This window comes from Streptomyces sp. NPDC090108 (genome assembly GCF_044747185.1).
Lineage (GTDB): Bacteria > Actinomycetota > Actinomycetes > Streptomycetales > Streptomycetaceae > Streptomyces.
In genome coordinates this window covers 1-22,760 of sequence record NZ_JBIVDQ010000009.1, presented here as the reverse complement: position 1 = coordinate 22,760, position 22,760 = coordinate 1, and the positions used below count along the sequence as shown (strand labels likewise).

Sequence of the window (22,760 nt, the reverse complement as noted above, 5' to 3'; positions counted from 1 at the left end):
CGGTTCTACGCCTCAGGCGTCCCGGGCGTCCCGGGCGTCCCGGGCGTCCCGGTGGTCCCGGGCGTCCCGGACGCCCCCGGCACCCCGGGCGTCGTCCGCGCGTCCGGTGTCTCCGCTGCGGCCGCCCCCTCGGCGGCCCCCGCGCACGCGGCCGACCGCCGCCGCCACGGCACTCCTTCCGCCACGGCCCCCGTGTCCTCGCCCTGGAGCCCGCGTGCGACCTCGCCGCAGATCTCCTCCAGCTGCCGCACCTGCTCCGGCGTGATCCGGGCGAAGAGGGTCTCGCGCACGGTCTCCACGTGCCCGGGTGCCGTACGCTCCAGAACGGCCATCCCCTGGTCCGTCAGCACCGCGAGGCTGCTGCGCCGGTCCTGGGGGCAGTCCTCCCGCCGTACCAGCCCGTCCCGCTCCAGCCGGGTCACCGCGTACGTCAGCCTGCTGCGCGTGATCTTCAGCTTCTCGGCGAGGTCGGTCATGCGCAGCCTCCGCCCGGGCGTCTCGGAGAGGTTGGCCAGCACGGAGTAGAAGAGGTGCGGCATGCCGGCGTCCTGCTGGAGCTGGCGGTCGATCGCGTCCTCCAGGAGCTGGGAGGCGGCGATGTAGGCGCGCCAGGCGCGCTGCTCCTCGGGGCTGAGCCAGCGGGTCGTCATGCCGCCAGTGTAGGTTTGTTTCAAACTTGAACCAAGACTCCGTGTGGGTCTCCCCGAGGGAGCGCGCCGATGCCGTACCCGTACGTCCTGCTGTCCGCCGCCGTCTCCCTCGACGGCTATCTGGACGACACCGGCCCCGAACGGCTCCTGCTGTCCAGCCCCGCCGACTTCGACCGGGTGGACGAGGTGCGGGCCTCGGTCGACGCCATCCTGATCGGCGCCGGGACCATCCGCGCCGACAACCCCAGGCTCCTCGTCAACGACCCGGCGCGCCGCGCGGCCCGGGTCGCCGGGGGCGGGCCGGAGTACCCGCTGAAGGTCACGGTCACCGCCACCGGCGACCTCGACCCCGCCGCCCACTTCTGGCACACCGGCGGCGAGAAGCTCGTCTGCACCACCGACCGGGGCGCCGGGCGGGCCGCCGGACTCCTCGGCGCGACCGCCGACGTCGTCTCCCTCGGCGCCGCCCTCGACTGGCGCGCCCTGCTGGAGCACCTGCACGACGTCCGGGGCGTACGGCGCCTCATGGTGGAGGGCGGCGGCACCGTGCACACCCAGCTCCTCCAGCAGGGCCTCGCCGACGAGCTCCAGCTGGTGGTCGCCCCGCTGTTCGTCGGCGATGAGCAGGCCCCGCGTCTGTTCGGGCCGGGGGCCTACCAGGCCGGACGGCTGAGGCTGACCGACAGCCGCCGGATCGAGGACGTCGTCCTCATGCGGTACGAGCCCACCGCGCCCGGCACCGGCCCGCTGCCCGCCGCCGCCGACCGGCACTGGCTGCGCACCGCCTGCGAGCTGGCCGCCCTGTGCCCCCCGTCGGACACGGCCTTCAGCGTCGGCGCGGTGGTGGTCGCCGCCGACGGGACCGAGCTGGCGCGCGGCCACTCGCGCGAGGGCGGCGACCCCGTCGCCCACGCCGAGGAGGCGGCTCTCGCCAAGGTCGGCCCCGCCGATCCGCGGCTGGCCGGTGCCACCGTCTACAGCAGCCTGGAGCCCTGCTCCCGCCGCGCCTCCCGGCCCGCCCCGTGCGCGGAGCTGATCCTGCGGTCCGGCGTGCGCCGGGTGGTCACGGCCTGGCGCGAGCCGGACACCTTCGTTGCGTCGGCCGACGGCGCCGGCGTCCTGGCGGACGCGGGCGCGGACGTCGTCCTGCTGCCGGAGTACGAGGCTCTGGCGAAGGCGCCGAACGCGCACCTGGCGGGCTGAGGGGCCCGGGCCCCGCGCGCCGGGGCCCGCCCGCACACCCTCCGCTCCGGCCGCCGGGAAGGCCTCCGGAGCGGAGCGACCCACGTCACCCGGAACGGATGTGCATCGCACCCCGAACATGACGTATGCTTGAGACACAACGACGCGGGGTGGAGCAGCTCGGTAGCTCGCTGGGCTCATAACCCAGAGGTCGCAGGTTCAAATCCTGTCCCCGCTACTGAAGACTCAGGGCCGGAATCCGGAAACGGATTCCGGCCCTGAGTCTTTTCCGTTCCCCGTGCGGTTCCGCCGCATTTCCCGTATCACCCTCGGTGAGCGCGCGAAAGCCATCCGCGTTCCCCCTGAGTCACCATCAAAACCCGTGTGACTCCTGATGGCCGGTCAACTCGCCCCTTTTTCGGCGCTCCTGGGGGCTTACGTCCACTGCGTATGGCCTTAACGATCAAGTGGAACGGCTTGGAATCCGGTACGCGGGTCTATTAACGTTCGATAACGCAGCGCGGTCGTCCCAGCCGTCAACCGAGGCGGCGCCGTGCGCATGTGCCGAATCCCGTGAGGGAACCGGGGAACCACCACCCTGGGGTGAATCACGCGAATACCTACGTGAACCGCATCAGTTCCACGCATAGGTATACGCGCGTAGGAGACCTTCCTGCTCCGAACCCGTCAGCTAACCCGGTAGGCGGAGGAAGGAAAGGAGCGCGCCCGCGTGGCGTCCAACCCCCCTGCCCCGGAAGCCCCGTTCATACCGGCCCAGCGTGACCCCGAGACCTTCGGCTACGGCGGTCCGCGCGTCGACGAGGGCCCCTGGGAGGAGTGGAACCCCACCGAGGAGTCCGTCTCCCCGGTGCGCGGCCGGCACCGCGTCGCCAAGCAGCGCGGGGGCGGACTCGCCCGCAGCTCCACCGTCCTCGGTGTCGGTGTCATCGCCGCCGTCGGCGCGGGCGGCATGGCCAGCGCCAACACCGGCAAGCCGCCGGTCTCCCTCTCCGTGCCGGACCTGTCCGTGTCGTCCGTCGGATCCCTCTTCGACGGCGGCTCCTCCGACACCCACCAGGCCGAGACCGCCTCGCTGAGCCAGGTCGGCGCCTCCTCGGACAGCAGCGGCCAGGACGGCGACGCGGGCGAGGCCCTGCGCAGCCGGATCATGGCCCAGGCCGAGAAGCAGCAGAGCAAGGCCGACATCCGGGCCACCGCGGCCGCCGTCGCCGCCGCCGAGAAGCAGAGCGCCGACGCGGCGGCCAAGGCGGAGAAGGAGGCCGCGGCCAAGGCGGTCACCGCCAAGGCGGACGCCGAGGCCGACGCGAAGAAGCAGGCCGAGGCGGAGCGCCTGGCGAAGCTGGCCAAGCAGTTCGCCCTGCCGGTCCCGTCGTACACGATCACCTCGACCTTCGGCGAGGCCGGTTCGATGTGGTCCTCCGGCTACCACACGGGCCTCGACTTCGCCGCGCCCACCGGCACCCTGGTCAAGGCCATCCAAAGCGGCACCGTCACGCAGGCCGGCTGGGCGGGCGCCTATGGCTACCGCACCGTCCTGACCCTCGACGACGGCACCGAGCTGTGGTTCTGCCACCAGTCCTCGCTGAACGTCTCCGTCGGCCAGAAGGTCAGCACCGGCGAGGTCATCGGCCGCGTCGGCGCCACCGGCAACGTCACCGGCCCGCACCTGCACCTGGAGGTCCACCCCGGGGGCCAGGCGACCGGCATCGACCCGATGGCGTGGCTGCGGGGCAACGGGCTGAACCCCTGACCCGCGCCGCACCGGCACCCGGCCCGGCCCCGTCCGTCACCCGACAGGACGGGGCCGGGCCTTTTCCGCGCGCACCGCGACCCGCGTGACACCGAGGGATCCGCACGGACCCCACCCGTCACCACCGTCCCACGGGCCCCTGGCTTCACACCTTCTTCCCGGGAACCAGGAATGGGTGGTGCCGGAGGGACCGTTGAGAAGGAACATGACTGCTTCTCTGCGCAAGCTCGGCTCCTCCGACCTCGAGGTCTTCCCCCTGGCCCTCGGCGGCAACGTCTTCGGCTGGACCGCCGACGAGGCGACCTCCTTCGCCGTCCTCGACGCCTACGCCGCTGCGGGCGGCAACTTCGTCGACACCGCCGACAGCTACTCGGCGTGGGCCGAGGGCAACACCGGCGGCGAGTCGGAGACGATCCTCGGCAGGTGGCTGGCCTCCCGCGGCAACCGCGACCGGATCGTCGTCGCCACCAAGGTCAGCCAGCACCCCGAGTACAAGGGTCTGTCCGCGGCCAACATCAAGGCCGCCGCCGACGCGTCCCTGCGCCGTCTGGGCACCGACCACATCGATCTCTACTACACCCACTTCGACCAGCCCGAGATTCCGGTCGAGGAGATCATCAGCGCTCTCGACGAACTGGTGAAGGCGGGCAAGGTCCGGCACATCGCCGCCTCCAACATCGGCCCCGAGCGTCTCCAGGAATCGCTGGACTTCTCCGACCGCGAGGGCCTCGCCCGCTACGTCGCCCTCCAGCCCCACTACAACCTGGTCTCCCGCGACACCTACGAGGGCCCGCTGCAGGACCTCGCCCTGCGCGAGGGGCTGTCCGCCGTCCCCTACTTCTCCCTGGCCTCCGGGTTCCTCACCGGCAAGTACCGCCCCGGTACGACGGTCGACAGCGCCCGCGCCGGCTCGGCCGCCAAGCACCTGGAGTCCGCGCGCGGCCGGCAGGTCCTCACCGCCCTGGACGAGATCGCCGCCGACCGCCAGGTCCCGGCCGCCACGGTCGCCCTGGCCTGGCTCGCCGCCCAGCCGACGGTCACCGCGCCCATCGCCTCGGCCCGTACGGCCGACCAGCTCCCGGCCCTGCTCGGCATGGCCGGGCTGCGCCTCACCGACGCGGAACTGGCCCGGCTGACCGACGCGTCGGCCTGACCCGGATCCGGGAGCCCCGCGCGGCTACGACCGGTACGGGTTGAACGCGGGATCGGGCGCGGCCGGGTAGCCGTACCCCGCCGGGTAGCCGTACCCCTGCGCCGGCATCGGACCCTGTCCCGGCATCGGGCCCTGCGGCGGTACGAGTCCCGGTCCCGGCACGGGCCCCGGGAACGGTCCCTGTGCGGGCCCCGGGAACGGTCCCTGTGCGGGCCCCGGGAACGGTCCCTGCGCGGGCATCGGTCCCGGCCCGTGTCCCGCGTACCCGGGCCCGGACCCCCAGGCCGGACCGGGCCCGGATCCGTACCCCGGCCCCTGGCCGTACCCCGACCCGTATCCGTGACCCTGGCCGTACCCGTAGGGCGCCGGGGCCCCGTACGCCGGCCAGGGGGTCGCGGGGCGGCGCGGTGCCACCACCAGCGCCGCGTGCTCCAGCGCGGGCCGGGCCACCTCGCGCCGCTCCCACAGCGCCTCCAGCAGCGCCCGTTCGCGCACCAGGAAGTCCGCGCCCCCGCGCCCCCGCCGTGCCCGGTGCCGCAGGAACGCGAGAGAGGTCGCGTACGCCTCGTACTGCGCCACCGCCCGACCCGCGGGCTTTCCGCCGAAGTGCCGGCGGGCGTGGTCGCGGGCCGTCCGCCGGGCCCGCATCGACCCCAGGGCGAACGGTTCGGCCGGCCCCAGCCAGCCCGCGTACACATACGCGGGCAGCTCCTCCCGCACGGTCCGCAGCTCGCGCTGCCGGGTCCAGACCGCCAGCCAGGTCAGCAGTCCGAAGGCGGGCACCATGAAGGCGGCGTACACGGCGAAGAAGCCGAACTCGCCGAACACCGAGGAACCGTTCCACAGGGCGTGCATGCTCATCGCGAGCAGCAGGCCGCCCACCGGGAGCAGGGCGCGCCGGACGCGCCGCCGGTCCGCCGGGAGGGCGGCGGCGAGGCCGAAGCCTATGCCGGACAGCACGGTGAACAGGGGGTGCGCGAACGGGGACATCACCACGCGCACGAAGAAGGTGGCGGCGGTGACGGCCGGTATGCCCCGGTCGTCGGAGACCTGGTCGGCCCCGAAGGCCGTGCCCAGGTAGAGGATGTTCTCGGTGAACGCGAACCCGGTGGCGGTGACGCCCGCGATCACGACACCGTCGACGATCCCGGTGAAGTCGCGTCTGCGGAAGAGGAAGACCAGCAGGACGGCCGTCGCCTTGGCGGACTCCTCCACGATCGGCGCCACGACGGTGGCGCCCAGGGTGTGGGCGCCGGTCGGGTCGGCCGTGGCCGTGGCGATCCACTCCGTCGCGAAGCTGTTGGCGACGATGGCGATCAGCGCCGCCGCGCAGGCGCCCCACGAGAAGGCGAAGACCAGGTTCCGCCAGGGGCCGGGCTCGACCCGGTCCAGCCAGCGGAAGGCGGCTATGAGCCAGGGCACGGGCAGCACGGCGAGTGCGAGTCCGACGACGAAGCCCTCGGTGCCGGTCTGCCGGCGCACCAGCGCGAGGATGACGAGCCCGGACAGCGCGAGCAGCGTGATCAGTGCCCCGTAGCGCACCCACCGGCGCTGCCACCAGTGCGGATGCGCCCCGTTTCCGGGGCGCGGGGAGTAGGTCGGATGCGGGGGACTGATGGCCACGGCACCGACCCTAACGGTGCGGGGACATCCGCTTCCCCGGGTTATCCGTCCTGGTGGGGAAGGCGACGGAAGAGCAGATCGTTCACCTTGTGGCCCTTGTCCAGTCCCTGGCCCTCGAAACGGGTCAGCGGCCGGAAGCCGGGACGGGGTGCGAAACCGCCGTCGCTCCGGGTGTTCCCGAAGTCCGGATGCGCGGTGAGCACTTCGAGCATCTGCTCGGCGTACGGCTCCCAGTCGGTCGCGCAGTGCACGATCGCCCCGGGCCTCATCCGGGCAGCGGCCAGCGTCAGGAACTCGGGCTGGATCAGCCGGCGCTTGTGGTGGCGCTTCTTGGGCCAGGGGTCGGGGAAGTAGACGCGCAGCCCGTCGAGCGCGTCGGGCGTGAGCATCTCCCGCAGCAGGATGATCGCGTCGCCGTTGGCCACCCGGATGTTGGAGAGGCTGTTGCGGTCCGCGAGGTTGAGCAGATTGCCCTGTCCCGGGGTGTGCACGTCGACGGCGAGGATGTTGGTGTCCTGGTCGGCGGCCGCCATCTGCGCGGTGGCCTCGCCCATGCCGAAGCCGATCTCCAGCACGACGGGGTGGGTGTTCCCGAACAGCTCGGCGAGATCGATCCGCCGCTGACCGTCGATGTCCAGACCCCACTGGGGCCACAGCCGCTGGAGCGCCTCGGCCTGCCCGGTGGTCACCCGGCTCCGCCGCGGCTGGAAACTGCGGATCCGCCGCTCGAAGTGCGAGCCGGCCGGATCGGCCTGGGGGCCTTCGGGGAAGCGCGGCTCCCCCTTCGGCCGGCTGTTCCGCGCGGACACACCGGGAACATGCGGGAGCGCCGCCTCCTCGGAGGCGGGCCGGGAAGCTTCGGGGGCGTTCAGCGACTCAGACACAGTGCACCCGATTTTACGGGGCCGTCCCCGCCTCCCGGACGGACCGCCGAGGTGACCCCGGGCACCCCCGCGCAGCCGGCCGCCGCCCTGGCCATTCTCCGGCCGCCACCCTGGCCGCCGCTACGACCGCCGCCCTGGCCGCCGCTACGGCCGCCGCCCCGGGCACAGCCCCGGCCGCGGCTTCGGGCGGCGTTCCCGGGGGCCCGGGCGCCCGCCCGCGTCCCCGCTCACCGCTCCTACGCCGTCGCCAGCATGTCCAGTGCCCTGCGTCCGACCTCCCTGCCGATCGGCAGGGACGCGGTGGCCGCGGGGGAGGGCGCGTTGAGGACGTGCACGGCATGCTCACCCTCCCGGATCAGGAAGTCGTCGACCAGCGTGCCGTCCCGCAGCACCGCCTGCGCCCGCACCCCGGCCGGGGCCCGCACCAGGTCGTCCTCCCGCACCCCGGGCAGCAGCCGGCGCACCGCCTCCGTGAAGGCCGCCTTGGACACCGAGCGCCGCAGCTCCCCCGCCCCGTAGCGCCAGTGGCGCCGGGCGATCTGCCACGACCCCGGCCACGCCAGCGTCCCGGCCAGCTCACGGGGCCGTACGACGCCCCAGCCGTACCCCTCCCGGGCCAGCGCGGGCACCGCGTTCGGCCCGACGTGGACGCTTCCGTCGATCCCGCGGGTCAGATGCACCCCGAGGAAGGGGAACGCCGGATCCGGCACCGGATACACCAGTCCCCGCACCAGCTCGGGCCGTGCCAGCTCGTAGTACTCCCCGCGGAACGGCACGATCCGCACCCCGGGCTCGTCCCCGGTCAGCCGGGCCACCTCGTCGCAGTGCAGCCCCGCGCAGTTCACCAGCACGCGCCCGCGGACGACGTCCCCGCCCGCGGTCAGCACGGCCACACCCCGCCCGGCCCGCCGGTCCACGCGGACGACGCGCGCCCCGTACCGGATCTCCGCCCCGGAGGCCCGGGCCAGCTGCCGGGCGACGCCGGTGAAGTCGCACACGCCGGTCGTGCCGACGTGTATCGCGGCCAGTCCGCGCACCTCCGGCTCGTACTCGGCGATCTGCCCGGCGCCCAGCTCCCGCACGGGAATGCCGTTCTCCCGGCCGCGCTGCACGAGCGCGTGCAGCCGGGGCAGCTCCGCCCGCCCGGTGGCGACGATCAGCTTGCCGGTGACGGCGTGCGCGATGCCGTACTCGGCGCAGAACTTGGTCATCTCCGCGGCGCCGCGCACCGCGTACCGCGCCTTGCGCGAGCCGGGCCGGTAGTAGATCCCGCTGTGGACGACCCCGCTGTTGCGCCCCGTCTGGTGCCGGGCGGGACCCGGCTCCTTCTCCAGCACGGTGACCCGGGTGCCCGGCGCGGCGCGCGTGATCGCGTACGCCGTCGACAGGCCGACGATCCCGCCGCCGATCACCAGCACATCGCAGTCGTACGCACCGCCTCGCACCGTGCACCACCTCCCACTCCCGATAGTGCCCCGCGCCACTGACAACGCGGCCGGACCGGGCCGGACGCAGTACCCCGGAGGAGGGTTACCCCGTGCCGGGCGGCTCACGCCCGGTCTCCGCGCCACCCCTCCGGGGAGGCCGTCCCCGCGAGGAGGCCGGCCCTGTGCGGAGGCCGGCCCCGCGGGTGAGGAGGTCGCCCCCGCGGGATGGCCGTCCCGCCTACGCCGGGGCCAGGAGGGGCCGTGCCCGCTCCCGCAGCTCCACCACGCGCGGCTCGTCGCCGTACGGCTCCAGCCGGTGCAGGAGGTCCTTGACGTACTCGGTGGTCCTGGCCGACGAGATCCGCCCCGCCACCTCCACGGCCCGCACGCCCTGCTCGCAGGCGGCGTCCAGGTTTCCCGACTCCAGTTCGGCCACGGCGGACACCACCAGCCGCAGCCCGTGCGAGCGCACGAACTCCTCCGTCGGCTTCGACAGGGCCTGCTCGGTGAACCGGCGGACCTGCCGGGGCGCCTTCAGGTCGCGGTAGCACTCCGCCGCGTCGGCGGCGAAGCGGTCGTACCCGTAGAAGCCGAGCCACGAGGGGTCGTTGTCGCCCTCCCGGGACCGCTCCAGCCAGCTCTCCGCCGCCTTCAGCGCCGCGCCCGCCGCCTGCGCGTCCCCGGCGCGCGCGTGGGCCCGTGCCTCGACCAGCCGGAAGAAGCTCATCGTGCGCGCGGTCGCCAGCCCCCGGTTGCGCTCCAGGGCGGCCTGCGCGAGATCCACGCCCTCGTCGCCGAACCCGCGGTACGTCGCCTGGAGCGACATGGAGGCCAGCACATAGCCGCCCAGCGGGACGTCGGCCGCCGCGCGGGCGAGCCGCAGCGCCTGGATGTAGTACCGCTGCGCCGCCTCCTGCTGGCCGGTGTCGAAGGCCATCCAGCCCGCGAGCCGGGTGAGTTCGGAGCTGGCCCCGAACAGGGCGCGGCCCACCTCGTCCGAGTAGGCGCCGAGCAGCAGCGGCGCCGCCTCCACCCGCAGACACTCCGGCACCATGGACGAACGCCAGTCGCCGCCCCCGTACTTGGAGTCCCAGCGCCTGGCGTCCTCGGCGGCCTCCCGCAGCTTCTGGACATCGCTGTGGCCGACTTTGACCGGTGCGCCGGAGCCCTCGGCGGAGTACGCCTCCCGCGCGACCGAACTGTCGGCGGGGGTTATCAGCCATCGCGAGGCCGGAGTCGCGTACGCGCTCACCGCGAACGACCCGGCCAGGGACTGCCAGATGCCGCCCGAGCCGGCGCGGCGCCCGGCGAGGTCGAGCCGGTACAGCTCGGTCGCCGACCGCACCGCCTGCGCCACGTCCCGGGGGAAGGCGAGGCCGACCTCGGGCGCCGGGTCCGCGTCCGCCAGGCCGATCTCGTGGAGCGGCACCGGCCGGCCCAGCTTCTGCCCGATGGCGGCGGCGATGAGGTGCGGCGCCGCTCCCTGCGGCACCATGCCCTTCGACACCCAGCGCGCCACCGACGTCTTGTCGTACCGAAGCGTCAACCCGCGTTGCGCGCCAAGGTCGTTGACGCGACGCGCGAGTCCCGCGTTGCTGATTCCCGCGAGGGCGAGAACGGCGCCGAGTTTCTCGTTCGGCCCGCGTTGCTCCCTGGACATGCGCCACCCCTCGACACAGACGGCCGCCGCGCTGGCATAACCACGCGGCATTCGTAAACACAGCGTAGTTCGCCGGATCCCAAGCGTTAAGAGGCATTGTTCCGGATGGCGGGATTGTGGTCCGTACGGGAGTACGGCCCTGTACGCACCGTGCACGGCCGGCCCCGCCGTGCCCCCACGCGTGTGGCCGTGCGCCCGTTCGTGCGCTCTCCTCCGGCCACCGGGGGAGCGGTTCCATGGGTGTGCGTGGGTCGGCCCGCTGTACTGGATCCAGTGGGCTGGGGGACACCGCCACCTACATCCCCGCGGGTGGCGGACCGGTCCGGGAGGCGATGCCCGCCTCCCGGACTGTGCGCGCCCTCGCATCGGCAGGCGCTCCGCAGGCCTGTACGGAGCGTACTCAAACCTCCTTCCCCTTCGGCGATTTGGCCGAAAACAGCTCTCTTCCGCGAGCGGTGATTACCGCTCCGACCATGGGACTTGAGGGCGTGAAGGGCGTTCCGGGGGAGCGTTCGGGGGCGCATTCGCATCGCCTTCCCCTGCTGTGCCACTCCGGCCCGCGAGGCCCGCCGTTCCCCATCCGCCGTGCCCCGCCGGGACGTTGGGCGACGCTCCCGCCGGGCGCCCCCGCCTCGGGCTTCCCCGGCCGGCCGTCGGCTCACGCCCCTCCCGCATCACGGGCCGTCCGGCGTTCTTCGGCCGCCCGTCCCGTGTTTCTCCCGCGTTATTCCTCGATCGAAGGCGGTGCCGCCGCCCCTCCCCGGCGCGTTCTTCATGGCAGCATGGGGGCCGGTTCGTACGGTGCACTGGTTGTCCACAGTCTGTGGAGGCGTCGGATGCGGTGGTTGGTGGGGTGGAGCAGCACCGCCGCGGGCGCCGCCCGGATCGGTTCCGCGGGGGCCACCGGGCACGACGGCGAGACGCTGCACCCGGTCGGTTCCCAGCTCCTGTGGGGAGACCCGGACCCGCTGTGGGCGGTCGGCGACTGGCGGCCGGACGAGGTGCGCGTGATCGCGGCCGACGCGCAGAACCGGATCGCCGTCCTCGGCACCTGCGGCGCCTCCGACGACGAGCTGCGCCGCGGACTGTTCACCGCGCGCGGGGGCGCGCTGCGGCATCTGACGACCTGGACCGGCAGCTACACGGCCGTCGTCCAGGTGGGCCGCCGCATCACCGTCTGCGGTGATCTCGCCGGTGCCCGCCCGGTGTTCCACACACCCTGGGCCGGCGGTACGGCCTACGCCACGGCCGCCCTGCCACTGGCGGATCTCATCGAGGCCAACCTCGACTTCGGCCACCTCGCCGCCCTGCTCGCCGCCCCCGAGACGCCGGCCGCGCTGCGCGACACCACCCCGTACGAAGGCGTCCGGCGCATTCCCCCGGGGCACGCGCTGATCCTGCGTGCCGGGGCGCGCGAGGTCGCCGGGTACGAGCCGGTCGCCTCCCTCGCGGTGGCCGCGCCCCCCGCCGACCCCGACCGCGCCGTGGACGGCGTACGGGACGCCCTGGTGGACGCCGTGCGCGCACGGCTGTCGGCACCCCGGCACGTGCCCGACCTCGATCCCGGCCCGGTGCCCGGCATGGGACCGGCCGAACGGCGGGCCGCGCGCGGGATGCCCGTCCCCGGCATCGGCGCCGACCTGTCCGGCGGCCCGGCCTCCGGCACGCTGGCGCTGCTGGCCGCCGGACTGCCCGGGCGGCCGGGCACCCTGCTCGGCCACGGCACGGGCGCGGGCGAACGGCTGCTCGCCGTCACCTTCAACGACCTGGCCGTCGGCGGCCGCGAGGCCGAGCTGGAGCGCGCCGGGGCCCTCGCGGCCAACCCGCGGCTGCACCATGTCGTGGTCGCCGGCGGCGAGGAGACGCTGCCCTACGCCGACCTCGACGGCCCGCTCACCGACGAACCGGGGCCCTCCCTGGTCACCGCCGCCCGCCACCGCGCCCGGCTCTCCGCGGGCAGCGCCGACCACTTCACCGGACACGGGGCCCGCCAGGTCCTGGACGCCCACCCCGCCCGGCTCGCCGACCTGCTGATGGACCGGCAGCGGCGCCATCTGGTCCGGCCGGTCGCCGCGCTCACCCGGGCCGACGGCTCGGTGATGGTCCCCGCGCGCGTGTACGGCGCCGCCCGCCGGCTGTCCCGCACCTCCTACCGGGCGGGCCTGGAGGAGCTGGCCGACCGGCTGAAGCGGCGCCGCTTCGAGGAGCCGGGGGGCGCGGTCGGGGCGTCGCTCGCGGCGCTCACCTGGGCCAGACCCGGGCCGGCCGCCCGCTGGCTGACCGGAGAGGCACTGGCTGAAGTATCGGTTCTGCTCCAGTCGGACGCGGACCGTTCCGCCGCGGGCGCCGGCCTGCGCCCCGGCGAGTTCCGCGCACGTGCCGTCCTCGCCCGCTACGCCGCCGATCTGCGCGTGCTCGAACAGGCCGCCGAGGTCCGCTCCCAGCGCCTGCACGCGCCCTTCCTCGACAACCAGGTCGTCCGTGCCTGCCGCGCCCTGCCCGAGGCCCTGCGCGTGCAGCCCGGCGCCCGTTCCGCCGTCCTGCGCACGGTCCTGGAGGGCGCGGGGGTCACCGATCTGCCGTCCGGCTGGGGCGTCCCCTCCCACGCCACCGCCGCGGCCGCCGCGCGCACCGGACTGCGGGTCGCCGCCGACTCTCTCGTCGACCTCTTCGCCTCACCCCTGCTCGCCGACGCGGGCCTGGTCGAGGCCCGCGTGGTCCGCAAGGCCGTCCGCGCGGCGGCCGCGGGCGAACCCCTCCCGCTGGACGGCCTCGCCGACCTGGTCTCCCTCGAACTCTGGCTCCACCGCCTCCTCTCCCGCCGGGGCACCTGCTGGACGGGAACCCCCGCACGCGCGCGGGCCGTACCGGCGGGCATCACGCCCCAGCGGGGCGCGCTGGGCGCGGGCGTCGCCACCCGCCCGCGGTGACCGAGCGCGACCACCGCCCGCGGCCGCCCCTGCCGCCACCGTCCGCGGCGCCGTCGCGGATGCGACGGCGGCCCGGTTCCCCTCCGTGCCGCCGCCCGCCCGGGCCCGCCCCGCTCATGCGTCCGGCGAAGACCTCCGGCGCATGCCACGGCGGGCCGGCCGCCGGGAAATCGGCCGCCCGGAGCCGCGCCCGTGCGGGTGGCCGCAGCGCCGCCCCCAGGCACTGATCGGCGGCATCTGGGCCGACGACCCGCCGACCCGCCGACCCGCCGACGCGCCGACGCGCCGACGCGGCGCGTCGGCAACCGACGACAACGCCGCAGAGGTGCGTGCCGGACCCCGCGACCCCGGCAAGACCCCGAAGGCAGGCCCTCAGCCGCAGGTGAACCGGGACTCGGCCCAGTCGGCCAGCGCGCCCTGGTCGATCAGGTCGCTGTGCGGCTCCACCACGAGCTGGACGGTGCTGCGGCCGGTGAGGTCGACATGGACGGGGACGGCCGCGTCACCGCCCCTGACGACACCGGACCGCCACAGGCGCACCCCGTCGGCGTAGACGGAGAAGGACACGTTGCCGAGGCCGAGGGTGAGGTCGTCCACGCCGACCATCGCGTCGTAGGCGGTGCACCGGCGGTTGAGGTCGATGGTGACGGAGGACTGCCCGCGCACGGTGACGCCGGGCGCGTAGCGGGTGCCGCCGATGGTGTTGTGTCCGCGCTGCCACACCCAGCTGCTCCCGCGCAGCCGGATCTCGGGCCGGGTGCCGTCGCCGTCGATGTCGTAGCTCAGCTCGCTCACCTCGTACACGGCGGGCGCCGGGGCCGGCGGGGCCGGGGTGGGCGCGGGCGGCTTCGGCTTCGGCGTCGGTTTCGGAACGGGTTCCGGCGGCGGACTGGGCCGAGGCTTCGGGGCGGGCGGCGGTGTGGGGGCCGGCCGGGGGGTGTGCGCGGGCGTGGGCCGGGGCGGCGGTGTGGGGGTGGGTTCCGGGGCCGGCGCGGCGGCCGCCACCACCGGTTCGGGCGCGGGCTTCTTCCGCGGGGGCGGGGGCGGCTTCTGCGGCTGCTGGACCACCGGCGCGGGCGGCGACGGCTCGGCCACCTCTCTGACCGGGTGGCTGTCGTTCACCAGGGCCAGCGCCACGGCCGCGGCGGCCACCGCCACCACGCCCGCGGCGATACCGGCCTTCAGCGGGGCCCCGATCCCCTCCGAGGCGGCCGCTCCACCGCCCGCGCCGCCGGAGGAGCCCGTCGCCGCGGCGGCGGCGCCGGCCGCGCCGACTCCGGCGCCCCCGGCGATCAGCCCGAGCGCCTTGGCGTACCCGGCGGCACCGAACCAGCCGATGACCGCGACCGGGACGACGGCCGGGATGCTGCTCGCGACCTCTTCGATCTGGGCCGCGGCGAGGCGGCACTTGGCGCACTCCTCCAGATGCTTGCGCAGCCCGCGTTCGGCGCGGATGCGCAGCTTGCGGCGCGCGTAGCCGCCGAGCTGGTCGGCGTAGCGCGCGCACACCTCGTCGTCGGCGAGGGACGCGCTGACGTGGGCCTGGAGGTAGGCCTGCTTGAGCCCTTCCCGGGCACGGCTGGCCAGTACCCGGGTGCCGTTGGCGTCGAGTCCGAAGAGGACGGCCACGTCACTGGGGGACTCGTCCTCCACCTCGGTGTGCCACAGCACGGCCTGCCAGCGTTCGGGCAGCGAGCGGAAGGCCTGCATGGCCATGGTCTGCTCGGCGTCGTGCATGGCACGCACGTCGGCGCCGAGGTCGAGCCCCGCACCGTAGGACCCCAGGGACCCCGTCGCCGCGGTGTCCTCGGACACTTCGGAGGCGCGGGAGGCCTGCTGCGCGAACACGGCGAAGTCGTCGACGAGCTGCTCGCGCCGGGCCGACCGGGTCCAGTGCGCGGCGACGCGCCGCACGGAGGTCAGGAGGTAGGCGCGTACGGCGTACTCGGGTCCCGAACCGCCCCGCACCGCCTGGAGCATGCGGGCGAACACCTCGGCGGTGAGGTCGTCCGCGGTGTGCCCGTCACGGCAGCAGGTGCGGGCGTACCGGCGCACCGCGTCCGCGTGCCGCCGGTACAGCTCCTCGTAGGCCGAGTCGTCGCCGGCCCGCATCAGTCCGATCAGTTCGCCGTCGGCCGGCGGCATCTCCCGGGGCGGGGGCAGGATGCCGCCCTCGCGCTGGGCCGGCAGGGAGGCCTCCCCGTGGTCCCCGTGCCCGCCGGTGTGCCGGGCGCCGCCGGTGCTCCCGGCACCGCCGGTTCCCCGGCCACCCTGACTGGGCACCTGCGGCGAGGTCAGTCCCCCGGCATCCGGGTCCTCCTCGCCGCGCCCCCCGTCCCACCCCTCAACGCCCATTGCGGAAAGCCCCCGAAACCGGCCCAGCCCAATCCGTCACCGGCTCAGGGTGCCACACCGGCCATGGCCGACGGCCTGCTCTCCCACCCCGTCACTCATCCGGGCAAACCGCCACCGACTCACCCCGAACACCGCCCGAACAGGCCACGTTCGGACCGCGATCACGCCAGTCTCCCCGCCGAAACCTCCCCCGAACGAGTGACCTTCGGGCCCACCGGAATCCGCCGGGCGGCTCTGGGAGGAAGTGAAGCGGGCCCGCGGGACCCCGCGGGCCGATCCACGAAGACCGGGAAGACACCCCCAAGTCCAGGCGGGCACCGCCAAGTCCAGCCGGGCACCGCCAAGTCCAGGCGGACACCCCCAGGTCCCCGCGGGCACCCTCTAAGCGCCCCGGGACCGGAGGCCCTCCAGCAGGATGTCCAGCAGCCGCGAGGACGCCGCGGCCTGATGCGCCGCGTCCGGCAGGGACGGAGCCGCCGTGGCGATCACGAGCAGCACGTCGGCCACGGACACGTCGGTCCGCAACTCGCCCGCCGCACGCGCCCGTTCCACCAGCTGACCCACGACGTCGAGCAGCGCGGCCACCCCGGGGTCGTCGGCGACGCCGGGCGCCGTCGTACGCTCCTCCGCGACCAGCCGCAGCTCACCGGCCCCCACCCCGGTCTGCGACCGCTGCTGGGGCACCCGGGCCTCCTCGGTGCCGCCGGACGAGCCCTCCTCCGCGACACCCACCCGCAGCACCTGGGGCGGCAGCAGCCGGCCCGCGCCCGACGCCACGGACGTCCGCAGGAACCGCGACAGCGCCGACCACGGCTCGTCCTCCTGGCCGAGCGCGGTCCGCGCCTGCTCGGTCAGCCGGGCCGTCTCCTCCTCGGCGATCCGCCGCACCAGCACGTCCTTGCTCGGGAAGCGCCGGTACACGGTGCCGACCCCGACGCGCGCACGCCGGGCCACGTCCTCCATCGGCGCGCCGTACCCCAGCTCGCCGAACACCTCACGCGCCGCGCGCAGCACGTGCTCCAGATTCCGCTGTGCGTCCACGCGCAGCGGCGTCGTCCGCGCCCCGTCCACGCGCCCGCCGACCGCCGCGCTCATCGCCGCGTCGCCGTGTGCCACCGCTGCCGCCGACGACCAGTGAGTGTCCTGAACATGCATGTGTTCCCCCGGAAATGACGTCTCCCCCCGGAGACTCCCCGCCATTGAGTCCGGAGTGCGCGGAACTGCCGCCGGGCGACGACCGCTACCGCCCGTCGCGGACCGGTTCGACCACATTCCCTACACCCCGTCGACACACGAACATAGTTGAGAGGGACTCAATTCAGAAGGGGCAGGTTCCGCACAGTGCGCCCCCCGATCGGAGTACGGGCCATTTATGTCCGGATCCCACCCCTTCGCCCGCACCCGCCCGCCCCCGCTGACCTGCCCGCATTCCCCCCTTCCGGGCCACCGGAGTCCCCGGCTCCGTCGGCACGCACATCCGCCCGCCGGTCACACAAATTGCCGAGCCTGTGGACAAACGACAGCGCCGGGTGCGTCATGGGACGGTGAAGGAACGTGCGCGCATTCTGGTTGTCGGCGGCGGCTACGTCGGGATGTACACGGCCCTGCGCCTCCAGCGGAAGCTCAAGGGAGAGCTGAGCAGGGGCGAGGCCGAGATCACCGTCGTCACCCCCGACCCGTACATGACGTATCAGCCGTTCCTGCCCGAGGCGGCCGCCGGCTCGATCTCCCCCCGGCACGTCGTCGTGCCGCTGCGCCGGGTCCTGCACCGGTGCCGTGTCGTCGTCGGGGAGGTCACCTCCGTGGACCACGCGGTGCGCACCGCCGTCGTCAGCACGCTCGCCACCGCCGAGGACGGACGCGCGGCCGAGCTCCTCGGCTACGACGAGATCGTGCTCGCCCCCGGCTCGGTCTCCCGCACGCTCCCCGTCCCCGGTCTCGCCGAGCACGGCATCGGCTTCAAGACCGTCGAGGAGGCCATCGGGCTGCGCAACCACGTCATCGAGCAGATGGACATCGCCTCCTCCACCCGCGACCCCGGCGTCCGCGACGCCGCCCTCACCTTCGTCTTCGTCGGCGGCGGCTACGCCGGGGTCGAGGCCCTCGCCGAGCTGGAGGACATGGCCCGCTACGCCGCCCGGTACTACCACAACGTCCGCCCCGAGGACATGAAGTGGATCCTCGTCGAGGCCACCGGACGCGTCCTCCCGGAGGTCGGCGCAGAACTGGGCCGCTACACCGTCACCCAGCTGCGCCGCCGCAACATCCAGGTTTTGCTCGGCACCCGCCTGGACTCCTGCGCCGACCGCGTCGCCGTCCTCAGCGACGGCCAGCGCTTCCCCACCCGCACGGTCGTGTGGACCGCCGGCGTCCAGCCCCACCCGCTGCTCGCCGCCACCGATCTGCCGCTCACCGGGCGCGGCCGGCTGAAGTGCACCGCCGAGCTGGCCGTCGACGGCACCGCGCACGCGTGGGGCGCCGGCGACGCCGCCGCCGTCCCCGACGTCACCGCCGCCGAACCCGGCACCACGACCGCGCCCAACGCCCAGCACGCGGTGCGCCAGGCCCGCGTCCTCGGCGACAACATCGTCCACGCGCTGCGCGGCGAACCCCTGGAGACGTACGCCCACCGGAACGCCGGTTCCGTCGCCTCGCTCGGCCTGCACAAGGGCGTGGCCCAGATCTACGGACGCAGGCTGACGGGCTACCCTGCCTGGTTCATGCACCGCCTCTACCACCTCAGCAGGGTGCCCACCTTCAACCGCAAGGCCCGGGTCCTCGCCGAGTGGATCCTCGCCGGGCTCTTCAAACGGGAGATCGTCTCGCTCGGCTCGCTCGAACACCCGCGAGCGGAGTTCGAACTCGCGGCCGGTGGAAAACCTCCTCACAGCCCCTCGGACAACCCGAAGGGGTCGTCCTGACCGGACCGAGGAACTCCACGGCACGACCCGGCGTCTGACGGATGTCGCCGCGGCCGGCCACCTGCCAGACTGCCCCACGTCCTCGGACGGGCACCCGCCCGCCCTCAGCACCCACGAGGCTTTCCCCACTGTGAACTTCACCCGCTGGAGCGCCCGGCTCCCCGGAACGCAGCGCCGCGCGGCCGCGCGGACCGAGCAGGCGGCCTCCCCGGACCGGCGGGGGGAAGGCTCCGTGCCCGCGGCCCGCGCCGAACGGCAGGCCGACGCGGCCCCCTGCGTGCCCGCCGTCGACGAACTGCCCGCGCGCGACGTCCTCGACCGTGTCCCGGCCCTCGTCGCGCTCGTCCACGGCCCCGACCACCACCTCGCCTACGTCAACGACGCCTACACGGCGGCCTTCGGCGCACGGTCCCCGGGCGCACCCGCCCGCGAGACGCTGCCCGAACTCGCCGAGCTCGGCCTGCTCCCCCTTCTCGACCAGGTGCTGCGCAGCGGCAAGCCCCGCACGCTGAAGTCCCGCAAGGCCGTCGACGGCCGCTCCTACACCTTCACCTGCACCCCGGTGGCCGAGGACGGCGACCGGGACGCCGGTGTGCTGGTGTTCGCCACCGACGTCACCGACCACGCCGAGGCCGCCGAGCGCCTGCGCGCCAGCGAGCGCCGCCAGCGCGAGACCGCCGTCACCCTCCAGCGCTCCCTGCTCCCGCAGGAGCTGGAGCAGCCCGACGACCTGCGCATCGCCGCGACCTACCAGCCCGGCGGCACCGAGGCGGCGGTCGGCGGCGACTGGTACGACGTCATCACCCTCGGCGGCGGCCGCACCGCCCTCGTCATCGGCGACGTCATGGGCCGGGGGGTGCGCGCCGCCGCCGTCATGGGCCAGCTGCGCACCGCCGTCCGCGCCTACGCCCGCCTCGACCTCCCGCCCCACGAGGTCCTCCAGCTCCTCGACGGTCTCGCCACCGAGATCGACGCCAACCAGATCGCCACCTGCGTGTACGCCGTGCACGACCCCAACGAGGGCCGCCTGGTGTACGCCACCGCCGGCCATCTGCCGATCCTGGTCCGCGACGAGAACGGCACGGTGACCCGCGCCGACGAACCCACGGGGCCGCCCCTCGGCACCGGCGGCTGGGTGCACACGTCCGGCTCGATCGCGCTGAGCCCCGGCTCCACGGCCGTCCTCTACACGGACGGCCTGGTCGAGCGGCGCGACGAGGACCTGGACGAGGGGATCGCCTCCCTGGAGCGGGCCCTCGCCGGAGCCACCGGCACGCCCCAGGTCGTCTGCGACCGGCTGGTCCGCTCGGCCGGCGTCACCGCCGACCACTACGACGACGTGGCCGTCCTCGTCCTCCAGCACCCCGCCCGTACGGGCCCCGAGGCCGACCTCTTCCGCAACGCTGCCCTGGAACTCCTCGGCGGTGTCGAGGCGGCCCCGCGCGCCCGCGCGTTCGCCTCCGGCGTCCTGACCAGCTGGCGCTTCCCCGTCGAGCTGCACGACCTGGGTGTCCTCGCCACCAGCGAACTGGTCGCCAACTCCCTCCAGCACGGCACCCCGCCCATGCGGCTGCGGCTGCGCCGCACCGACCGCCGCCTGATCATCGAGGTCACGGACGGCGACGACCACCTGCCCCGCCGCCGCCGGGCCGACCCCGGCGACGAGTCGGGCCGGGGCATCGCGATCGTGGCGACCATCGCCTCCGGCTGGGGATCGCGCAGGACCCCCGGCGGCGGCAAGGCCGTGTGGTGCGAGTTCCTCCTGCCGAAGGGCTGAGACCGCCCGCCGGGCGGTAGGACATGACGAAGGGGCGCGGGCCGCTTCACGCGCGCCCGCGCCCCTTCCTCACACTCCCGGCCGGTCCGGCCGGCCTCAGGCCTCCGCGGCGACCGGCTCCGCCGCCCCGCCCCGGGCCACCACCCGGCTCTGCGAGACCGCCCACGGCTGGTCGTGCGCGGGGGCGAGCCGCCTGCCGAGCCGCAGGGCCAGCACGCTGATCGCCAGCGAGAAGACCAGGAAGGTCACGATGTACGGCGCGTGCAGCGAGGCGCCGAGCGGACCGCCGATCGCCGGTCCGAGGGCCAGCGCCAACTGCTTGACCAGGGCGAACGCCGAGTTGTACTGCCCGGCCATCCCCTCGGGCGCCAGGTCCGCCACCAGCGGCGCGACCGTCGGCGACAGCATCGCCTCGCCCAGCCCGAACAGCGCGTACGTCGACACGAACGCGGCCGTGGCCATCTCCTGGCTGCCGTGGCCGAGGCCCGCGTAGCCCGCCGCGAGCCACGCCACGGTCCAGATGAGCCCGACAGCGGCGATCACCCGGGTCCGCCGGCGCCGCTCCACGAACTTCAGCACGGCGAACTGCGCGACGACGATCATCAACGTGTTCGCCGCCAGCGCCGTGCCCAGCGTGGAGGCGGAGATCCCCGCCGCCTCGATGCCGTACGCGCTCAGGCCCGACTCGAACTGGCCGTAACAGGCGAAGAACAGCACGAAGCCCAGCACACAGAGCTGCACCATGGCCCGGTTGCCCAGCAGCTGCTTCCAGGCGCCCTTCGAGGAACCGGTCGGCGTGTCCGTGATCCGCGGCGACGCGGGCATCCGCACCGTCGCCATCATCACGACCAGCAGCAGGAACACCGCCGCCTGGATCATGAACAGGAGCGTGAAGGAGGAGACGCGGGTCGTGTCGACCAGATGACCGCCGATGAGCCCGCCGACCCCGAGACCGAGGTTCTGCAGGAAGAACTGCATGGCGAACGCCCGCGAGCGGGTCTCCGTCGTCGAGCAGTCCACGATCATCGTCGCCAGCGCCGGCTGCATCACGGCCTGCCCGGCCCCGAGCGCCCCCGCCGACACCAGTACGGTCCCGGCGCTTCCGGCGAGGCCCAGACTCAGCGCGCCCAGCGCGGCGGTGACCAGGGCGGCGAGCAGGACGGGAAGCGGGCCGCGCCGCACGATCGCCCGGCCGGCGAACGGCAGCGCGACCAGCGCCGCCGCGGCGAAGACGGCGAGCACCAGTCCCGCCGTCATGGACCCCAGATCCCGCACCTGCGCCACATAGACGTACAGGTAGGGGACCGTGAAGCCGAGCCCGAACGCGCTGAGTGCGTTGCCCACGTGGATCCGGCGCATCGCCGCGCCCCTCGCCCTGGTCACGCTCACCTCTCTCACTCGTTAAGTCTGAAGACTTCGAAGCTAAAATTCAGACCTAAAGACTACACAGCGAAGGACTTCAAAGCAAAGGGGTGCCGTGCGATACTGCCGCCATGGCCGACACCCACGGCGTCACCGAGCCGACACTCGAAGAACAGATCGCCGCCTACCAGCGCGAGTTCCGAGACCTCGACCCCCAGGTCGAGAAGATCGTGTCGGCACTGTCCCGGCTGAACCGCCGTATGAACGTCGCCTACGGCCGCCAGACCGCCGCTCTCGGCATCAGTAACGCCGAGTGGGAGGTCCTCAAGGCGCTGGTGCTCTCCGGGGCCCCCTATCGGATGGGACCCGGCGACCTGGCCAAGCGGCTCGGCCTCACGCCGGCCGCCATGACCCACCGGATCGACCGCATGGTCGCCGAGGGTCTGGTCACCCGCGAACGCGACGAGTCCAACCGCGTCCGGGTCATCGTCGAGCTGACCCCCGAGGGCCGGGAGAAGTGGCTGGAGGCGATGCGCCTCGCGACCGTGTTCGAGGAGGACCTGCTCCAGGACCTCGTCCCCGCGGAGCGCGCGGTGCTGGGCGAGGTGCTCACCAGGCTGCTGCGCCGGGTGGAGCACGCCCAGCCGGACGCCGGCGGCCGGCTCTCCGACCTGGACTGATCCGGTCCCGAAAAAAATCTTGACAGGGATGCTTGACACCCCCCTGGCAGATCCGTAGAGTTCTCCGAGTTGCCACGGAGCCGTAACGGTTCTTCGGCACCATCCGCCGCCTGGAGCGGCACCTCAACCACCAGCACGATCGCCCCTCAGGGTTGATTTCGGCTTGCCCGAATTCAATTCGAATAGGGATTCGGCGCCCCGATTGGGAACCGCCGGGAAGATCCGCTAAGGTTTGGGATGTCGGAACGGCCGCAGGGCCGGGAAGACAAACCCGCTGACTGGGAATCAGACGCCGAAAGGATCTGATAGAGTCGGAACCGCCGGAAAGGGAAACGCGAGAGCGAAGACCTGGAAAGCACCGAGGAAATCGGATCGGAAAACGATC

Annotated in this window: 14 protein-coding genes, 1 tRNA gene, 1 pseudogene and 1 riboswitch; of the genes and pseudogenes, 8 read left to right on the top strand and 8 right to left on the bottom strand. The window is 74.0% G+C overall.

Annotated elements, in window-relative coordinates; genetic code table 11:
- Nucleotides 1–146: 146 nt before the first annotated feature.
- Nucleotides 147–650: pseudogene (locus ACIPRD_RS28270) on the bottom strand (MarR family winged helix-turn-helix transcriptional regulator); the annotation flags it as partial.
- Nucleotides 651–719: 69 nt separating this feature from the next.
- Between ACIPRD_RS28270 and ACIPRD_RS28265 the strand changes: the two are divergent.
- From ACIPRD_RS28265 to ACIPRD_RS28250, 4 genes are all read left to right on the top strand, one after another.
- On the top strand, nt 720–1,853 hold the full coding sequence (locus tag ACIPRD_RS28265) for a dihydrofolate reductase family protein (RefSeq protein ID WP_401567097.1): 1,134 nt from the start codon (nt 720–722) through the stop codon (nt 1,851–1,853).
- Nucleotides 1,854–1,996: 143 nt separating this feature from the next.
- Nucleotides 1,997–2,070 (top strand) — tRNA-Met (locus tag ACIPRD_RS28260).
- 314 nt (nt 2,071–2,384) lie between these two features.
- Nucleotides 2,385–2,555: riboswitch (cyclic di-AMP (ydaO/yuaA leader) on the top strand.
- 7 nt (nt 2,556–2,562) lie between these two features.
- The gene (locus tag ACIPRD_RS28255; protein WP_401567095.1) at nt 2,563–3,603 is read left to right on the top strand and encodes a M23 family metallopeptidase; all 1,041 of its coding nucleotides are present in this window, start codon (nt 2,563–2,565) and stop codon (nt 3,601–3,603) included.
- Between the two features lie 205 nt (nt 3,604–3,808).
- A complete protein-coding gene (locus ACIPRD_RS28250) occupies nt 3,809–4,756 on the top strand; it encodes an aldo/keto reductase (protein ID WP_401567093.1) in 948 nt (315 codons plus the stop codon).
- Between the two features lie 24 nt (nt 4,757–4,780).
- Here ACIPRD_RS28250 and ACIPRD_RS28245 read toward each other — a convergent pair whose 3' ends face one another.
- From ACIPRD_RS28245 to ACIPRD_RS28230, 4 genes are all read right to left on the bottom strand, one after another.
- Complete coding sequence (locus tag ACIPRD_RS28245) at nt 4,781–6,379, bottom strand: PrsW family intramembrane metalloprotease (protein ID WP_401567090.1); 1,599 nt, start codon at nt 6,377–6,379, stop codon at nt 4,781–4,783.
- Between the two features lie 41 nt (nt 6,380–6,420).
- Complete coding sequence (trmB, locus tag ACIPRD_RS28240) at nt 6,421–7,263, bottom strand: tRNA (guanosine(46)-N7)-methyltransferase TrmB (protein ID WP_401567087.1); 843 nt, start codon at nt 7,261–7,263, stop codon at nt 6,421–6,423.
- 236 nt (nt 7,264–7,499) lie between these two features.
- On the bottom strand, nt 7,500–8,708 hold the full coding sequence (lhgO, locus tag ACIPRD_RS28235; RefSeq protein WP_401567084.1) for an L-2-hydroxyglutarate oxidase: 1,209 nt from the start codon (nt 8,706–8,708) through the stop codon (nt 7,500–7,502).
- 220 nt (nt 8,709–8,928) lie between these two features.
- Nucleotides 8,929–10,350 carry an MFS transporter gene (locus ACIPRD_RS28230; protein ID WP_356402413.1) on the bottom strand — a complete coding sequence of 474 codons (1,422 nt, stop codon included), beginning with the start codon at nt 10,348–10,350 and terminating at the stop codon, nt 8,929–8,931.
- A gap of 836 nt (nt 10,351–11,186) precedes the next feature.
- Between ACIPRD_RS28230 and ACIPRD_RS28225 the strand changes: the two genes are divergently transcribed.
- Complete coding sequence (locus ACIPRD_RS28225) at nt 11,187–13,280, top strand: asparagine synthase-related protein (protein ID WP_356402415.1); 2,094 nt, start codon at nt 11,187–11,189, stop codon at nt 13,278–13,280.
- Nucleotides 13,281–13,652: 372 nt separating this feature from the next.
- On the opposite strand, the gene ACIPRD_RS28220 is transcribed toward ACIPRD_RS28225, so the two are convergent.
- Nucleotides 13,653–15,635, bottom strand: a complete 1,983-nt coding sequence (locus ACIPRD_RS28220) for a sigma-70 family RNA polymerase sigma factor (RefSeq protein ID WP_401567081.1) — start codon at nt 15,633–15,635, stop codon at nt 13,653–13,655.
- A gap of 381 nt (nt 15,636–16,016) precedes the next feature.
- Entirely contained in the window at nt 16,017–16,790 is a 774-nt protein-coding gene (locus ACIPRD_RS28215; RefSeq protein ID WP_401567078.1) for a TetR/AcrR family transcriptional regulator, read from the bottom strand.
- A 389-nt stretch (nt 16,791–17,179) separates the two neighbouring features.
- On the opposite strand from ACIPRD_RS28215, the gene ACIPRD_RS28210 reads away from it, so the two are divergent.
- Together ACIPRD_RS28210 and ACIPRD_RS28205 are read left to right on the top strand one after the other, a co-directional pair.
- Entirely contained in the window at nt 17,180–18,556 is a 1,377-nt protein-coding gene (locus ACIPRD_RS28210; protein WP_401567075.1) for an NAD(P)/FAD-dependent oxidoreductase, read from the top strand.
- Nucleotides 18,557–18,686: 130 nt separating this feature from the next.
- Entirely contained in the window at nt 18,687–20,333 is a 1,647-nt protein-coding gene (locus ACIPRD_RS28205; protein WP_356402423.1) for a SpoIIE family protein phosphatase, read from the top strand.
- A gap of 96 nt (nt 20,334–20,429) precedes the next feature.
- On the opposite strand, the gene ACIPRD_RS28200 is transcribed toward ACIPRD_RS28205, so the two are convergent.
- Nucleotides 20,430–21,692, bottom strand: a complete 1,263-nt coding sequence (locus ACIPRD_RS28200; protein ID WP_356402469.1) for an MFS transporter — start codon at nt 21,690–21,692, stop codon at nt 20,430–20,432.
- 134 nt (nt 21,693–21,826) lie between these two features.
- On the opposite strand from ACIPRD_RS28200, the gene ACIPRD_RS28195 reads away from it, so the two are divergent.
- Nucleotides 21,827–22,375 (top strand): MarR family winged helix-turn-helix transcriptional regulator, encoded by a 549-nt coding sequence (locus ACIPRD_RS28195; protein WP_401567072.1) that lies wholly within the window; start codon nt 21,827–21,829, stop codon nt 22,373–22,375.
- The last annotated feature ends 385 nt before the right edge of the window (nt 22,376–22,760 follow it).

What these genes read in the sequence shown, in the direction of transcription:
- ACIPRD_RS28195 (WP_401567072.1), top strand. Translation starts at nt 21,827, where the DNA reads ATGGCCGACACCCACGGCGTCACCGAGCCGACACTCGAAGAACAGATC.
- ACIPRD_RS28225 (WP_356402415.1), top strand. Translation starts at nt 11,187, where the DNA reads ATGCGGTGGTTGGTGGGGTGGAGCAGCACCGCCGCGGGCGCCGCCCGG.
- ACIPRD_RS28230 (WP_356402413.1), bottom strand. Translation starts at nt 10,350, where the DNA reads ATGTCCAGGGAGCAACGCGGGCCGAACGAGAAACTCGGCGCCGTTCTC.
- ACIPRD_RS28220 (WP_401567081.1), bottom strand. Translation starts at nt 15,635, where the DNA reads ATGGGCGTTGAGGGGTGGGACGGGGGGCGCGGCGAGGAGGACCCGGAT.
- ACIPRD_RS28215 (WP_401567078.1), bottom strand. Translation starts at nt 16,790, where the DNA reads ATGCATGTTCAGGACACTCACTGGTCGTCGGCGGCAGCGGTGGCACAC.
- ACIPRD_RS28265 (WP_401567097.1), top strand. Translation starts at nt 720, where the DNA reads ATGCCGTACCCGTACGTCCTGCTGTCCGCCGCCGTCTCCCTCGACGGC.
- ACIPRD_RS28250 (WP_401567093.1), top strand. Translation starts at nt 3,809, where the DNA reads ATGACTGCTTCTCTGCGCAAGCTCGGCTCCTCCGACCTCGAGGTCTTC.
- ACIPRD_RS28200 (WP_356402469.1), bottom strand. Translation starts at nt 21,692, where the DNA reads ATGCGCCGGATCCACGTGGGCAACGCACTCAGCGCGTTCGGGCTCGGC.